Origin of the sequence: Paraburkholderia sp. EG286B, assembly GCF_040965655.1 — a bacterium.
Taxonomy (GTDB): Bacteria; Pseudomonadota; Gammaproteobacteria; order Burkholderiales; family Burkholderiaceae; genus Paraburkholderia.
On sequence record NZ_JBFRCF010000004.1, the window covers coordinates 1 to 14,861 of the forward strand.

Genomic DNA, 14,861 nt, shown 5'->3' on the forward strand with positions numbered 1-14,861 from the left:
CATGCCTGATGACCATAGCGAGCTGGTCCCACCCCTTCCCATCCCGAACAGGACCGTGAAACAGCTCCACGCCGATGATAGTGCGGATTGCCCGTGTGAAAGTAGGTAATCGTCAGGCTCCTTATGCTGTAACGTCCAGAACCCCGGTGGCTCCGAAAGAGCACCGGGGTTCTGGCGTTTACGCTTTAGAAGCAGCAAACAAAAAAGCCGTCCAGTGGGCGGCTTTTTGCATTGGTGCCCAGAATTACTGCTGCGCCAGAAATTTCGTCGCCAGATGCACCCAAAACGACGATCCGACTGGCAGCAGTTGATCGTTGAAGTCATAGCTCGCGTTGTGCAGCATGCAAGGACCCGCGCCGTGTCCTGCATCCCGGTGACCACCTTCGCCGTTGCCGAGAAACGCGTAGCAACCGGGTTTCTCCAGCAGCATGAACGAGAAGTCCTCGGCGCCCATGGTCGGCTCGACGTTCGCATCGACGTGATCGGCACCGACCACCTCACGCATGACCTCCGCGGCGAACTGCGCCTCCGCGCTGCTGTTCACCGTCGGCGGATAGTTGCGATGGAAGGTGATGTCGACCGAGCAGTCGTACGCTTGCGCCGTGCTCTCGGTGATCTTGCGCAGTCGCGATTCGATCAGATCCAGCGTTTCCGTCGTGAAGGTACGCACCGTTCCCGCGATCCAGGCCGTATTCGGCACCACGTTGACCGCATCGCCCGCATGAATCTGTGTGATCGAGAGCACCGCCGTATCGAGCGGCTTCTTGTTGCGCGTGATGATGCTCTGCAGCCCGTTCGCGATCTGCACTGCTGTGAAGACCGGATCGCGGCCATTGTGCGGCAACGCCGCGTGCGAACCTACGCCCTTGATTTCAATGCGGAATTCGTTGCTCGAGGCCATAATCGGCCCTTCGGTCACGCCGAAGTAGCCAGCCGGCATGCCCGGCCAGTTGTGAATGCCGAAAACGGCGTCCACCGGAAACTGTTTGAAGAGGCCATCTTCGATCATGGCTTTCGCGCCGGCGCCGCCTTCTTCGGCGGGCTGGAAAATGAAGACGATCGTGCCGTCGAACTGCCCGTGTCGCGCGAGATATTGCGCGGCGCCAAGCAGCATCGCCGTATGGCCGTCGTGGCCGCACGCGTGCATCTTGCCTTCGTTGCGCGAGCGATGGTCGAATGTGTTGAGTTCCTGGATCGGCAACGCATCCATATCGGCGCGCAATCCGACCATCCGTTTGCCGGTGCCGCGTTTGAGCACGCCGACGACGCCGGTCTGGCCCATGCCGCGATGCACTTCGATGCCCCATTCTGTGAGTTTTGCCGCGACAAGGTCGGAGGTCTGGGTTTCTTCGTAGCGCAGTTCGGGGTGCGCGTGGATCGTTCGTCGGAGGCCCTGAATTTCGCCTTGGGCGGCCTGGATTTCCGGAATCAGTTTCATGGCGGACGGTGCTCAAAAAGTGGGCGCCCGGCTTTCGTCTCCAAAATAAGCCGGGTCTAGACGGACCATTCTACGCCGAACCTTTTTTTTCGCGCCAACCCACAGGGTGCGTACAGGGCGCGCACCCCGAACATAATAAAATCGCTCTTACGACAAAACGCCTGACCCACGGATTTCCGATGAACGCCCCAGCCGAATTTGCCCGTGCAGTGTGCCCGCACGATTGTCCCGATACTTGCGCGATGCGCGTGACCGTCGAAAACGGCCGGGCAATCAAGGTGAGCGGCGATCCCGATCACCCGCCGACGCAAGGCGTGCTGTGCACGAAGGTGACCCGCTATGCCGAGCGTGTCCATCATCCGAAGCGTTTGACGCAGCCGATGAAGCGTGTGGGGCGCAAGGGCGAAGGGCGTTTCGAGCCGATCAGTTGGGACGAAGCCTGTCGCCTTGCCGCCGACCGCCTCGGCGAAATCGCGCAGCGCGCGCCCGAAGCGATCCTGCCGTACAGCTATGCCGGCACGATGGGACTCGTTCAGGGCGATAGCATCGCGCAGCGCTTCTTTCACAAGCTCGGCGCGTCGCGTCTCGATCGCGCAATCTGCGCGGCGGCGGGCGCCGCCGGCCTGCGTTATACGTTCGGCTCGAGCCTCGGCATGCTCACCGAGTATTTCGCGGAAAGCGAAGTGATCCTGATCTGGGGCGCCAACCCGATCGCGTCGAACCTGCACTTCTGGACCCGCGCGCAGGAAGCGAAACGCAACGGTGCGAAGCTGATCGCGATCGACCCCTATCGCTCGCTGACGGCCGAGAAGTGCCATCAGCACATTGCGCTCAAGCCCGGCACGGACGGCGCGCTCGCGCTCGGCATGATGCACGTGCTGATCACCGAGGACCGTCTCGATCACGATTACATTGCGGCCCATACGCACGGCTTCGACGAGCTGAAGGCGCGTGCGCTCACCTACACGCCCGCACGCGTCGCCGCGATCTGTGGCATCGAGGAACAGGTCGTCGTCGATCTCGCGCGCCTCTACGCCTCGACGCGCAAGGCGGCGATTCGCATGAACTATGGCCTGCAGCGCGTGCGCGGCGGCGGCAACGCCGTGCGCGCCATCGCCTGCCTGCCCGCGTTGACCGGTGCGTGGCGCGAGCGCGCGGGCGGCGTGCTGCTTTCGTCGTCGGGCTGGGCCCCTGTCGATGCGAACGCGCTCCAGCGTCCGGATCTGATCCCGGGCTGGCCGCAGCATCAGCCGCGTATCGTCAACATGAACCAGATTGGCGACGCGCTCACGCACGCAGGCGACGCCGCATTCGGCCCGAAAGTCGAAGCGATCGTCGTCTACAACTCGAATCCGGTCGCGGTTGCGCCCGAGTCGGCGAAGGTCGCGGCCGGCTTTGCGCGCGAAGACCTCTTTACGATCGTGCTTGAGCAGTTCCAGACCGACACCGCCGATTACGCCGACCTGCTGCTGCCGGCCACGACCCAGCTCGAGCATCTCGACGTCCACAAGTCCTACGGCCACACGCACGTCATGGCGAACTTGCCTGCCATCGCGCCCGTTGGCGAGGCGCGGCCGAATACCGAAATCTTCCGCTCCATCGCGCGCGCGATGGGCCTGACCGAGCCGGCGCTGTTCGAAAGCGACGAAGACGTGGCGGCCCACGCTTTCGACTGGACCGATCCCGCGCTGGGCGGCGCCGACTGGGCGGCGCTCAAGCGCGAAGGCTGGCTGAAGCTGAGCGTCGCCGAAGCACCGTTTGCGAACGGCGGTTTTCGCACGCCCACGGGCAAGTGCGAGTTCCATAGCGAGGCGCTTGCGAAGGCCGGGCTCGATCCGCTGCCCGACTATCTGCCGCCGCACGAATCGGCGGACGGTGCGCCCGAGCTCGCTGCGCGCTTTCCGCTCGCGATGATCTCGCCGCCCGCCCGCAACTTCCTGAACAGCACCTTCGTGAACGTCGAAAGCCTGCGCGCGACCGAGGGGCAGCCGCACGTGGACCTCCATCCGGCTGACGCCGCACGCCGCGAGATTGCCGATGGCGACGAGGTTCGCGTGTTCAACGACCGCGGCTCGATGCGCGCGCGGGCGCGCGTGACCGATCGGGCACGCAGCGGTCTCGTGGTGGGCCTGTCGATCTGGTGGAAGAAGCTTGCGCCGGATGGCCGCAACGCCAACGAGGTGACGAGCCAGGCGCTCACCGACCTTGGCGGCTCGGCGACGTTCTACGATTGCCTCGTCGAGGTCGAGCGGGCCTGAAAGTGCCTCACGCTACCGCTAGCGGCCCCGCGACGCGCGTTCGAGGGGCCTTTCTAACTCGCTGATTTGCTGACATAAAAGCTGGGTCGCCATGCTACGATCCAACTTTTTAGCACGACCATTCGAAAAATCAAGGAGGAGACGCTGCATGGAAAAAGTCTGGCTGAAATCGTACCCGCCCGGCGTTCCCGCTGAAATCGACGCAAGCCGTTACGCGTCCATCACTGCGCTGCTCGAGGAGAGCTTCAGCGAATTCCGTGCAAAGCCCGCTTTCGCCTGCATGGGCAAGACGATCACCTACGGCGAGCTGGACCAGCTCTCCCAGCGCCTGGCCGCGTGGTTCCAGTCGCGCGGCATCGCACGTGGCGCGCGCATCGCGCTCATGATGCCCAACGTGCTCCAGTATCCGGTCGCGCTCGCCGCGGTGCTGCGCGCGGGATACGTCGTCGTGAACGTGAACCCGCTCTACACGCCGCGCGAACTCGAACACCAGTTGAAGGACAGCGGCGCCGAGGCGATCGTCGTCCTCGAGAATTTCGCCGGGACCGTGAGCGCGGTCGTCGCCAATACGCGCGTGAAGCACGTGCTGGTCGCGGCGATGGGCGACCTGCTTGGCGCGAAGGGCTTCATCGTCAACTTCGTCGTGCGAAGCGTGAAGAAGATGGTGCCCGCCTGGAACCTGCCCGGCCACGTGCGCTTCAACGACGCGCTCGCCGAAGGGGCGCGCACAGGCTTCAAGCGCGTCGAGCAGACGCCCGAGGACGTCGCCTTCCTGCAGTACACGGGCGGCACGACCGGCGTGGCCAAGGGGGCGACGCTGCTGCATCGCAACCTGATCGCCAACGTGTTGCAGTCGGCGGCATGGACCGAGCCCGCGCTTGCGAAATTGCCTTCCGGTACGCAACCGGTGACGGTCGCGGCGCTGCCGCTGTACCACGTGTTCGCGTTGACCGTTTGCGGGCTGCTGACGCTGCGCACCGGCGGTCTCGCGATCCTGATTCCGAATCCGCGCGACATCGCCGGCATGATCAAGGAGCTGCGCGGGTACTCGATCACGTGTTTCCCCGCGGTGAATACGCTCTACAACGCGATGCTCAACCATTCGGAATTCGGCAATCTGGACTTTTCGCATCTGCTCGTTGCGAACGGCGGCGGCATGGCGGTGCAGGAAGCCGTGGCCAAGCGCTGGTACGAGCGGACGCATACGCCGATCGTCGAAGGCTATGGCCTCTCGGAAACCTCACCCAGCGTGACCTGCAATCCGGTTACGGCGACGGAATACACCGGCACGATCGGCTTGCCGCTGCCTTCCACTGAAATCTCGATTCGCGACGACGCCGGCAACGAACTGCCGATCGGCGAAGCGGGGGAGATCTGCATCCGCGGTCCGCAGGTGATGGCGGGCTACTGGCAGCGGCCGGAAGAAACGGCGAAGGTCATGACGCCGGACGGCTACTTCAAGTCGGGCGACATCGGTCTCATCAACGCGCGCGGCTACATCAAGCTCGTCGACCGCAAGAAGGACATGATTCTGGTCTCGGGTTTCAATGTGTATCCGAACGAAGTCGAGGACGTCGTGGCCAAGCTGCCGGGCGTGTTCGAAGTGGCGGCGGTGGGCGTGCCGGACCAGAATTCGGGCGAGGCGGTGAAGCTGTATATCGTCAAGAAGGACCCGGCGCTCACCGACAAGGACGTATTCGAGTACTGCAAGACGCAGCTCACCGGCTACAAGCGGCCGAAGATCATCGAGTTCCGCAACGATCTGCCCAAGAGCAACGTCGGCAAGATCCTGCGCCGCGAGCTGCGCGACGGTCGCGCCTGAAAACGCAAGAGCGAAGCGAAAGGCCCGCGAGTCAAAAGCGAAGAGCGGTCTGCCCATCGAGGGCAGGCCGCTTTTTTTCGTCGTGGGCCCTGTCGCGAAACGACAAAACGCACCAAAGAAAAAAGGCGCCCGGAGGCGCCTTCGAGATTACAGCGACTGTTCTTCTTAGAACTTGTGACGGATACCAACGCGAGCCGTGAACACGTTGTTCGTGCTCGACGGCGTCAGGCCGTTGATCGACGCAACAGCGGTGCCGCCCGTCGAGTCGGAGCCCGTAGCGTGCTGGTACACGCCGATCAGGTAGACGTCCGTGCGCTTCGACAGGAAGTAGTCCGTGCCCAGTGCGTACTGGAAGTACTTCGCGCCGCTTTCGCTCGTGCCGTTCGCACGCGTGACGCTGCTGCCGTCCGTGAAGTCGAACGCAAAGCCTGCCAGCAGGGCCGGCGTGAACTGGTACTTGATGTTCGCTTCGACGTTGTTGAAGTTGGCGTTCGTGCCGCGTTCGAACAGCGAGGTCGACGTCGAGCCGAGGTTGCGGAAGCTGACGTTCGAGTACGTCAGGCCGAGCGTTGCTGCGCCGAACGTATATGCGCCGCCTGCGCCGATGACCTGGTACGTGTTAGCCGATGCGAAGCCGCCGTACACCGGGTTGAACGAAGTGCCCGTAACGCCCTTTACGCCCGTCTGCGGCGATGCGGTGCCGCCGTTGTTGAACAGGCCGCCGGTCGCGTTCGGCGTACGTGCGTTCAGGTAACCCACGCCGAGGACGAGGGGACCGTTGTTATAGCCGGCGCCCAACGACCAGATCTGGTTCGCCGAGAAGTTGCCTGCCTGGCCACCGAAGCTGTACGTGCCGCCGAAGGTCAGGCCAGCGTAGTTGGCGCTGGTGAACTTGACCGTGTTGTTCGTACGGTAGGCGTTGTTGAAGTTGTCCAGATCCTGCGGGTGCGCTGCGATGTAGCCACCCCACTGGTCGCCTGCTTCGAGCGGGCCGACGTAGTCGACGACGGAGTCGTACTGGCGACCCAGCGTGACCGTGCCGAATTGCGAGCTCGAGAGACCAACGTAAGCCTGACGACCGAACATCAGGCCGCCCTGGCCGAGCTTGCCGTTATTCACGTCGAAGCCGTTTTCGAGCACGAAGACTGCCTTCAGGCCGCCGCCGAGGTCTTCAGCGCCGCGCAGGCCGAAACGGCTGCCTTGCATCACGCCGCTCGACAGGTTGTACAGGTGCTTGCCACCCGAATTCGTGTTGATGTTGAAACCTTCGTCGATGATGCCGTACAGCGTGACGCTGCTCTGAGCGTGAGCAACGCCCGCGAACGCGCCCAGCGCAGCCAGCGCGAGAAGCGACTTCTTCATTGAATGATCTCCAGTGTTTGCGAATCTTTTGCGTCTTTTAACGGGACCAGTTTTTTATCTTGCGTAGGGTCCTGTCCTTCTAACTTCGCGAGAAGTTGCACGTAATGTAACAAAAGGGTTAATAGTCACAAAGGAAAAGCCTGGGCCTCGCTAAGTACCTGTTTCGTTTACACAACATGGTCTAGAATATGCAGCTATCTATCGGCGCTGCCCCGGATTGACGGATGTCCGTGAGTTTGTGTAGTGGTGAAAGGGCAGTCCGGGCGAGCGACCAATCCGGCTCGCCAACGAAATGAAAGGGAGGCTGGATGACGCTAGATGACTTGATTACCGAATTCGACCGGGGCCTGCGCGCTCTCACCGGCGTGTCGCGCATGACGCGTCCGATGCCGCAGCCTTCCCCCGTTACCATCGAAGTGACGCCCGAGGGCGATGCCGTACCCGCCGGCAGCGAACTCACGCCTGCCGAGCGCACGCACGCCGCCGGGCTCATGCGCGTCAATCACGTCGGCGAAGTGTGCGCACAGGCGCTGTATCAGGCGCAGAAAATCTCGGCGCGCTCGCCCTCGCTCAGGGCGGCCTTCGAGCAGGCCGCGCGCGAAGAAGAGGATCACCTTGCGTGGACCTCGCGCCGGCTGCAGGCACTCGACTCGCGTCCGAGCCTGCTCAATCCGCTGTGGTACGCGGGCGCACTCGCGATCGGCTTCGCCGCCGGCCGCCTCGGCGACAAGGTGAGCCTCGGCTTCATGGCCGAAACCGAGCGTCAGGTCGAGCATCATCTCGACAGCCACCTCGACAGCCTGCCGCCCGCCGATCTCGAGTCGCGCGCGGTCGTCGAGCAAATGCGCGCCGACGAAATCTCGCACGCCAAATCGGCCACCGATCTGGGCGGCGTCGAATTGCCTTTGCCGGTGCGTTCGCTAATGCGTGTAGCATCGAAAGTCATGACGCGAACCGCCTACTACATCTGATTAATGGCATGGGCCGGCAATCGCTGTCGGCCCAAACCCGGATTAATCTTTCAGAGCTTTCAGCCCCCGGTTTTAATCCCCGCAAGCCCCCCGCTCGATCCCGCCGTAGGCCGTTTATCGCCGCGCTTTTCACGTATCACCTTCAGAACCTGCGTTAGCTCATTCATTCATAACGGTTTTTGGCTTTTGTCCCGACTTCAACAAGTGCCGCTAAGTCCTTGTTCTAGCGGATAAATTTCGTCAAAAAACGTCCGGTCTCCCTTGACCCTCGTTGGGCGTTCCTCTAAAGTGGGAGACAGTGTGAGAAAGTGTATTTTTGTGTGATTTCAGGCGCGTATTCAGGTAGATTTTCCGGGATTTAGGCGGGCGGCGAAAAGCGCCGCATTAGGGGGAGCAAATTGTTCCAGGGGGCGTCGGCGCTAACACTCGATGCGAAAGGACGGATGTCGATTCCGTCGCGCTATCGGGAAGCGCTGCAACAACAGGCAGAAGGACGGGTGACGATCACCAAGCACCCGGACGGCTGCCTGTTGCTATTTCCGCGCCCCGAATGGGAAGTGTTCCGCTCGAAGGTCGCCGCCTTGCCGATGGACGCGCACTGGTGGCGCCGTATTTTTCTGGGCAATGCGTCCGACGTCGATGTCGACAGTGCGGGCCGCGTGCTCGTCTCATCTGAATTGCGTCTGGCGGCAGGAATGGAAAAGGAAGTCATGCTGCTCGGCATGGGTAGTCATTTTGAGTTGTGGGATGCGCAGACCTACGCCGCCAAGGAACAGGCGGCGATGGCGCAGGGCATGCCCGACGCCTTGAAAAATTTCACGTTCTGATCGCGGTTCAAAAAGCTATGGCATCTGCGATGGGACAGGGACTGCAGCATCGCACGGTGCTGCTAGACGAAGCGGTGAACGCGCTGGTCACGCGCGCGGACGGCGTCTATGTGGACGGCACGTTCGGTCGCGGCGGGCACAGTCGCGCGATCCTCGGGCGTCTCGGCGAGGCCGGGCGCCTGATCGCGTTCGACAAGGACCCGCTCGCGATCGCGACGGCGCAAACCGTGAACGACGCGCGGTTTTCGATCGTGCATGAGAGTTTTGCTTCGCTGCGCGACGAGCTCGCGTCGCGCGGGGTGGGGCGTGTGTCGGGAATATTGCTGGACCTTGGCGTGTCGTCGCCGCAGTTCGACGATCCGCAGCGCGGTTTCAGTTTCCGCGCGGATGGTCCGCTCGACATGCGGATGGACCCGACGCGCGGCGAGTCCGCCGCTGACTGGCTCGCTCGGGCCACGTTGCAGGAACTGACGGAGGTAATTCGGGATTATGGGGAAGAACGGTTTGCTTTTCAGATTGCAAAGGCGCTTGTTGCTCGCCGGGCAGAGTCCGACCGTCTCGGGCCTCTCGACAGCACGGGCGAGCTTGCCCAAATCGTGGCTAACGTCGTCAAAACCCGTGAGAAGGGTAAGGACCCGGCAACCCGCACCTTTCAAGCTATACGGATTCACGTCAATCAAGAGCTTGCGGAGCTGCAGGTCGTTCTAGAAGCAGCACTGTCGTTGCTGGAACAGGGGGGGCGGCTGGTGGTCATCAGCTTTCATTCGCTCGAAGACCGGATCGTCAAGCGGTTCATGCAGGCGCACGCGAGCGCGCCGGCGGTGGACCGCCGCCTGCCGATCCGCGCCGTCGACCTGCCGAGCCCGCCGCTCAAGCTGCTCGGCCGCGTGTTCGCGAGCGACGAGGAAGTCGCCGCGAATCCGCGCGCCCGCTCGGCCGTGATGCGCACCGCGGAGCGCGTCACGCCATGAATCGTCTGAACATCTTCCTGCTGATCGTCGTCATGGGGTGCGCGCTTTCCGTCGTGAACGCCACCAATCAGCAGCGCCAGATCTTCATCCAGTTGCAACGCGCGCAGTCGCAGGAGCATCAGCTCCAGCAGGACTACGCACAGCTTCAATATCAGCAGAGCGCGCTGTCGAGAACGTCGCGCATCGAACAGATCGCCACCGACTCGCTCAAGATGCAGCCCGTCACGACCGGACGCACGCAATATCTGACGCTCGCGCCCGGCAGCGCCACCGCCGTCGACGCCCCCGTGCCGACCTCGGCGCCCCCGCAGGGCGCCGCGCCCACGCCTGCCCGCCGCGGAGGCACGCGATGAAAAAGGACAATCGCCGCAAGAGCGTCGCCTTCAGCGCCAACCCCATTCTCTCCGTGCGCCTGCCGATGTGGCGCTCGAAGCTCGTCGTGTTCCTGCTCTTCATGGCGTTCGTCGCGCTCGCCGCGCGCGCGTTCTGGATTCAGGGCCCGGGCAACGCGTTCTATCAGAAGCAGGGCGAAAGCCGCTACCAGCGCACGATCGAGCTGCCGGCCACGCGCGGCAAGATTCTCGACCGCAACGGCCTCGTGCTCGCCACGAGCCTGCCCGTGCGCGCGATCTGGGCGATTCCCGAAGCCGTCCCCGACGATCTCGGCGCCGACAAACTCAACCAGCTCGGCGCGCTGCTCGGCATGAACACGAAAGAGCTGCGCGCGAAGCTGTCTGAAGACAAGACCTTCGTCTACGTGAAGCGCCAGGTGCCGCTCGACGTCGCGCAGAAAGTGACGGCGCTCGACATTCCGGGCATTTACCAGCGCAACGAATACAAGCGCTTCTATCCGGAAGGCGACGTCACTGCGCACTTGATCGGCTTCACCAACGTCGAGGACGAGGGCCAGGAAGGCGTCGAGCTGTCGGACCAGAAAGTGCTCGCGGGCGTGCCGGGCATTCGCCACGTCATCAAGGACCGCATGGGCCACATCGTCGAGGACGTCGACGAAACGGTCGTGCCCCACGATGGCAAGGACGTCGAACTGTCGATCGACAGCAAGATTCAGTACATCGCCTATTCGAACCTGAAAGCCGCCGTCGAGAAGTTCAAGGCCAAGGCCGGCGCCGCGATGGTGGTGGACGTGCGCACCGGCGAGGTGCTCGCGCTCGTGAACTATCCGACCTACAACCCGAACGACCGCTCGCACCTCACGGGCGAGCAGCTGCGCAACCGCATTCTCACCGACGTGTTCGAGCCGGGCTCGATCATGAAGCCGTTTACGGTGTCGCTCGCGCTGGATCTGCACCGCGTCTCGCCGAGTACACTGGTGGATACGGGCGCGGGCCACTTCACCCTCGACGGCGCGACCATCACCGACGACGCCGGCTTTGGCGTGCTGACGGTGGGCGGCGTGATCCAGAAGTCGAGCAACATCGGTGCGACCAAGATCGCGATGACGCTGCGCCCCGAAGAAATGTGGGACATGTACACCAGCATCGGTCTCGGTCAGGCGCCGAAGGTCGGGTTCCCCGGCGCGGCGGCGGGCCGTTTGCGTCCGTGGAAAAGCTGGCGCCGCATCGAGCAGGCGACGATGTCCTACGGCTACGGCCTCTCCGTTTCGCTGTTCCAGCTCGCGCGCGCGTACACGGCGATCGCGCACGACGGCCAGATTCTGCCGGTCACGATCTTCCGCCACCCGGGCGACACGCAGCCGGTGCAGGGCACCCAGGTCTTCGCGCCGACCACGGCGCGTGAAGTGCGCACGATGCTGGAGAGCGTGGTGTCGAAGGACGGCACCTCGCCCGACGCCGCCGTGCCCGGCTACCGCGTGGGCGGCAAGTCCGGCACGGCGTACAAGCACGGCCCGCACGGCTACGATCATTCGAAATATCGCGCGTCGTTCGTCGGCATGGCGCCGATGCCGAATCCGCGCATCGTCGTGGCCGTCACGGTCGACGAACCGACGGCCGGCAGCCACTTCGGCGGCGCGGTGTCGGGTCCGGTGTTCTCGGGCATCGTCGGCGATACGCTGCGCTCGCTCAACGTGCCGCCGGACATGCCGGTGAAGCAGCTCGTCGTCGAGGACACCAGCGCCGCCGCCTCGGCCCCGGCCGTCGCGAACGCGCCCGCTACGCCGGTGAAGCGCGTGTCGAACACGACTACCGCGAAAAGCGCCGCCGCCGCGCGTCACATGACCATCGCGGACAACGCGAAAAATCGACCCGGAGTCGTCCGATGAGCGCCACGCGCAACCAGCATCCCGCGCACCGGCAGATCGCGGACGCGCTCGCATGGCTGCGAACGCACGTCGCGTCCGCAGCCGGCCTGCACGCCGACACGCGCTCGCTCCAGCCGGGCGACGTGTTTCTCGCCTACGCCGTAGAGGGCGCGGACAACCGCCCGCACATCGCCAATGCGATCGAGCGTGGCGCCGCAGCCGTGCTGTATCAGCCGGAAGGCTATGCGGGCGAACAGCCCGACGCGTCGATTGCGCTCGCAGTGCCGCAGCTCGACGTGCTCGCGGGCGAAATCGCCAGCGGCTGGTATGGCGACCCGAGCGATGCCATGCTCGTGGTCGGCGTGACGGGCACGAACGGCAAGACGTCGTGCAGCCAGTGGATCGCCTCGGCGTTCACGGCCATCGGCCAGAAGTGCGCGATCGTCGGCACGCTGGGCACGGGCTTTCCGGGCCAGCTCGTGCATACGGGCTTCACTACGCCCGACGCGCCGCAGCTGCAGCGCAGCCTAGCGCAATTGCGCGGTGCCGGCGCACAGGCGATTGCGATGGAAGTCTCTTCGCACGCGCTGCATCAGGGCCGCGTGAACGGGACCTCGTTCGACATCGGCGTCTTCACGAATCTCACGCAAGACCATCTCGACTATCACCACACTTTCGAGGCCTACGAGGCCGCGAAGGCGCGTCTGTTTGCATGGCCGGGCCTGCGCGCCGCGATCATCAACGCCGACGACGCAGCGGGGCGCCGCCTGATCGCCGCGACACGCGGCAAGGCTCGCACGATTGCGTATGGCGTGGCGACGCCCGCCGCCGACGCACCCGTTGCCGACGCGTGGCTGCGCGCGAACGACGTGCGCGCCACTGCCACCGGCACGGCATTCCATCTGGAAACGTCGGACTGGGGCGAGGCGCAAGTCGAGGCGCATGTGCTCGGCCTCTTCAACGTGAGCAATCTGCTCGGCGTGCTCGGCGCGCTGCTTGCGGCGAACGTGCCGCTCGTCGCGGCGCTCAACGAGATCTCCAAGCTGCAGCCGGTGAACGGGCGCATGGAGCGTCTCGGTGGCCGCGCCGATCACGACGAGCCGCTCGTCGTGATCGATTACGCGCATACGCCGGACGCGCTCGAAAAAACGCTCGAAGCGCTGCGCCCGATGGCAGCGGCACGCGGCGGCCAGCTCGTCTGCATGTTCGGCTGCGGCGGCGATCGCGACGCGACCAAGCGCCCGCTCATGGGCGCGATCGCGGAACGCCTCGCCGACCAGGTCGTCGTGACGAGCGACAACCCGCGCAGCGAGACGCCCGCGGCGATCATCGAGCAGATCGCACAAGGCATGCGCGACGCCGCGAAGGCGCGCCGCATCGAGGATCGCGCGAGCGCGATCCTGCAGGCGGTGCGCGGCGCGGCGCGCGAAGACGTCGTCGTGCTGGCCGGCAAGGGCCACGAGGCGACCCAGGAAATCATGGGCAAGAAGCGCGCGTTTTCCGATCAGGACCACGCGCGGCTTGCACTCGCCGCCCGTGCCACGCACGGGCGCGGAGGTGGTGAATGACGATGCTTTCCCTGCGCGAAGCCGCGGCGCTGATTCCCGGCGCGAGCGTACTCGGCGACGAGAACGCCACGTTCGAGCGCATTTCGACCGACAGCCGCACCACGGGCCCCGGCGATCTCTTCGTCGCGCTCAAGGGCGACCGCTTCGACGCGCACGACTTTCTCGGCGAGGTCGCGAACCGTCACGTGAGCGCGGCGCTCGTTTCGCGCAGCCCCGGCGACTGGCGCATTCCCGCGCTACGCGTGGACGACACGCGCAAGGCGCTCGGCGCGCTCGCGCTCGGCTGGCGCCGCCGCTTCTCGATGCCGCTCGTCGCCGTGACGGGCAGCAACGGCAAAACGACGGTCAAGGAAATGATCGCGTCGATCTTCGCGGCGGCCGTGGGAGAAAATTTGCGTCTCGCGACCACCGGAAACCTCAATAACGACATCGGCGTGCCGTTAACGTTGCTGCGTTTGAGCGGCGCTCATCAGCTGGCGGTGGTCGAACTCGGCATGAATCACCCGGACGAGACCGAGTTGCTGGCGAAATTCGCCGAGCCGACGGTCGCGGTGGTGAACAACGCGCAGCGCGAGCATCAGGAATTCATGGCGACGGTGGAAGCCGTCGCGCTCGAGCATGCGAGCGTGATTCACGCGCTCAAGCCCACGGGCGTCGCGGTGTTTCCGGCCGACGATGCCTACGCGAGCATCTGGCGCGTGGCGGCGACGGGTTCGCGCATTCTCGACTTCGCGCTGCATACGGAGACGCGTGCGGTGGAAGCGGCAGTCACCGGCAAGCTCGTCGACAAGCTGGCGGGCAACCGGCTCGCGATCGCGACGCCGGAAGGCCATCTCGAAGTGGAGTTGAAGGTGCTGGGCGCCCACAACGCGCACAACGCGCTCGCGGCCACGGCGGCGGCGATTGCGTCGGGCGTCTCGCTCGAGGCGATCGGCCGCGGGCTCGAGGCGTTCGAGCCGGTCAAGGGCCGCTTGCAGGTGAAGCGCGCGGCGCTCGGCGAGCTGACGGGCGCGACGGTGATCGACGACACCTACAACGCGAATCCCGATTCGGTGCGCGCAGCGATCGATGTGCTGGCTTCGCGCACGTCGCCGCGCGTGCTGGTGCTCGGAGACATGGGCGAAGTCGGCGACGACGGTCCCGCATTTCACCGCGAGGTGGGCGCCTACGCGAAGGAACGCGGCATCGACGCGCTCTACACGCTCGGCGACGCAGCGCGTGACAGCGCGGCGGCGTTCGGCGCGCAGGCGCTGCATGCCGCCGACGTGGGCGAGCTCGTGCGCGCGCTGGCTGGTGCCGGTTACGGCGCCGGCGCAACGATTCTCGTGAAAGGCTCGCGCTTCATGCAGATGGAGCGCGTAGTAGCGGCACTCACGAATCCGCAAAACCCTGCGCCGGACGCGAAGTCCGGTGCGCACTGAAA

At 64.6% G+C, this 14,861-nt stretch carries 11 protein-coding genes and 1 rRNA gene; 10 read left to right on the forward strand and 2 right to left on the reverse strand.

What is annotated here, in order from left to right; genetic code table 11:
* The first annotated feature begins 4 nt into the window (after positions 1-4).
* A 5S ribosomal RNA gene (rrf, locus tag AB4Y42_RS08925) occupies positions 5-118 on the forward strand.
* Between the two features lie 126 nt (positions 119-244).
* Here rrf and AB4Y42_RS08930 read toward each other — a convergent pair.
* Positions 245-1,438, reverse strand: a complete 1,194-nt coding sequence (locus AB4Y42_RS08930) for a M20 aminoacylase family protein (RefSeq protein WP_368693998.1) — start codon at positions 1,436-1,438, stop codon at positions 245-247.
* A gap of 179 nt (positions 1,439-1,617) precedes the next feature.
* On the opposite strand from AB4Y42_RS08930, the gene AB4Y42_RS08935 reads away from it, so the two are divergent.
* Both AB4Y42_RS08935 and AB4Y42_RS08940 read left to right on the forward strand, forming a co-directional pair.
* A complete protein-coding gene (locus AB4Y42_RS08935) occupies positions 1,618-3,696 on the forward strand; it encodes a molybdopterin-dependent oxidoreductase (protein ID WP_368693999.1) in 2,079 nt (692 codons plus the stop codon).
* 148 nt (positions 3,697-3,844) lie between these two features.
* A complete protein-coding gene (locus AB4Y42_RS08940; protein WP_368694000.1) occupies positions 3,845-5,518 on the forward strand; it encodes a long-chain fatty acid--CoA ligase in 1,674 nt (557 codons plus the stop codon).
* 165 nt (positions 5,519-5,683) lie between these two features.
* On the opposite strand, the gene AB4Y42_RS08945 is transcribed toward AB4Y42_RS08940, so the two are convergent.
* Positions 5,684-6,880: a porin gene (locus tag AB4Y42_RS08945; RefSeq protein ID WP_368687491.1), complete on the reverse strand. Its 1,197-nt coding sequence runs from the start codon at positions 6,878-6,880 to the stop codon at positions 5,684-5,686.
* Positions 6,881-7,188: 308 nt separating this feature from the next.
* Between AB4Y42_RS08945 and coq7 the strand changes: the two genes are divergently transcribed.
* The 7 genes from coq7 (at position 7,189) to murF (ending at position 14,859) form a co-directional block, all read left to right on the forward strand.
* Positions 7,189-7,851: a 2-polyprenyl-3-methyl-6-methoxy-1,4-benzoquinone monooxygenase gene (coq7, locus tag AB4Y42_RS08950; RefSeq protein ID WP_368694001.1), complete on the forward strand. Its 663-nt coding sequence runs from the start codon at positions 7,189-7,191 to the stop codon at positions 7,849-7,851.
* Between the two features lie 398 nt (positions 7,852-8,249).
* Complete coding sequence (gene mraZ, locus AB4Y42_RS08955) at positions 8,250-8,678, forward strand: division/cell wall cluster transcriptional repressor MraZ (protein ID WP_368694002.1); 429 nt, start codon at positions 8,250-8,252, stop codon at positions 8,676-8,678.
* Between the two features lie 17 nt (positions 8,679-8,695).
* The gene (gene rsmH, locus AB4Y42_RS08960) at positions 8,696-9,649 is read left to right on the forward strand and encodes a 16S rRNA (cytosine(1402)-N(4))-methyltransferase RsmH (RefSeq protein WP_069268481.1); all 954 of its coding nucleotides are present in this window, start codon (positions 8,696-8,698) and stop codon (positions 9,647-9,649) included.
* On the forward strand, positions 9,646-10,002 hold the full coding sequence (gene ftsL / locus AB4Y42_RS08965) for a cell division protein FtsL (RefSeq protein WP_028207784.1): 357 nt from the start codon (positions 9,646-9,648) through the stop codon (positions 10,000-10,002). Before rsmH ends, ftsL begins: the two co-directional genes overlap by 4 nt.
* Complete coding sequence (locus AB4Y42_RS08970; RefSeq protein WP_368687494.1) at positions 9,999-11,891, forward strand: peptidoglycan D,D-transpeptidase FtsI family protein; 1,893 nt, start codon at positions 9,999-10,001, stop codon at positions 11,889-11,891. The genes ftsL and AB4Y42_RS08970 overlap by 4 nt, the downstream gene beginning before the upstream one ends.
* A complete protein-coding gene (locus AB4Y42_RS08975) occupies positions 11,888-13,438 on the forward strand; it encodes a UDP-N-acetylmuramoyl-L-alanyl-D-glutamate--2,6-diaminopimelate ligase (protein ID WP_368687495.1) in 1,551 nt (516 codons plus the stop codon). The genes AB4Y42_RS08970 and AB4Y42_RS08975 overlap by 4 nt, the downstream gene beginning before the upstream one ends.
* A complete protein-coding gene (murF, locus tag AB4Y42_RS08980; protein ID WP_368694003.1) occupies positions 13,435-14,859 on the forward strand; it encodes a UDP-N-acetylmuramoyl-tripeptide--D-alanyl-D-alanine ligase in 1,425 nt (474 codons plus the stop codon). Before AB4Y42_RS08975 ends, murF begins: the two co-directional genes overlap by 4 nt.
* Positions 14,860-14,861: the final 2 nt, after the last annotated feature.

What these genes read in the sequence shown, in the direction of transcription:
- AB4Y42_RS08930 (WP_368693998.1), bottom strand. Translation starts at nt 1,438, where the DNA reads ATGAAACTGATTCCGGAAATCCAGGCCGCCCAAGGCGAAATTCAGGGC.
- AB4Y42_RS08935 (WP_368693999.1), top strand. Translation starts at nt 1,618, where the DNA reads ATGAACGCCCCAGCCGAATTTGCCCGTGCAGTGTGCCCGCACGATTGT.
- AB4Y42_RS08940 (WP_368694000.1), top strand. Translation starts at nt 3,845, where the DNA reads ATGGAAAAAGTCTGGCTGAAATCGTACCCGCCCGGCGTTCCCGCTGAA.
- AB4Y42_RS08945 (WP_368687491.1), bottom strand. Translation starts at nt 6,880, where the DNA reads ATGAAGAAGTCGCTTCTCGCGCTGGCTGCGCTGGGCGCGTTCGCGGGC.
- coq7 (WP_368694001.1), top strand. Translation starts at nt 7,189, where the DNA reads ATGACGCTAGATGACTTGATTACCGAATTCGACCGGGGCCTGCGCGCT.
- rsmH (WP_069268481.1), top strand. Translation starts at nt 8,696, where the DNA reads ATGGCATCTGCGATGGGACAGGGACTGCAGCATCGCACGGTGCTGCTA.
- ftsL (WP_028207784.1), top strand. Translation starts at nt 9,646, where the DNA reads ATGAATCGTCTGAACATCTTCCTGCTGATCGTCGTCATGGGGTGCGCG.
- AB4Y42_RS08970 (WP_368687494.1), top strand. Translation starts at nt 9,999, where the DNA reads ATGAAAAAGGACAATCGCCGCAAGAGCGTCGCCTTCAGCGCCAACCCC.
- AB4Y42_RS08975 (WP_368687495.1), top strand. Translation starts at nt 11,888, where the DNA reads ATGAGCGCCACGCGCAACCAGCATCCCGCGCACCGGCAGATCGCGGAC.
- murF (WP_368694003.1), top strand. Translation starts at nt 13,435, where the DNA reads ATGACGATGCTTTCCCTGCGCGAAGCCGCGGCGCTGATTCCCGGCGCG.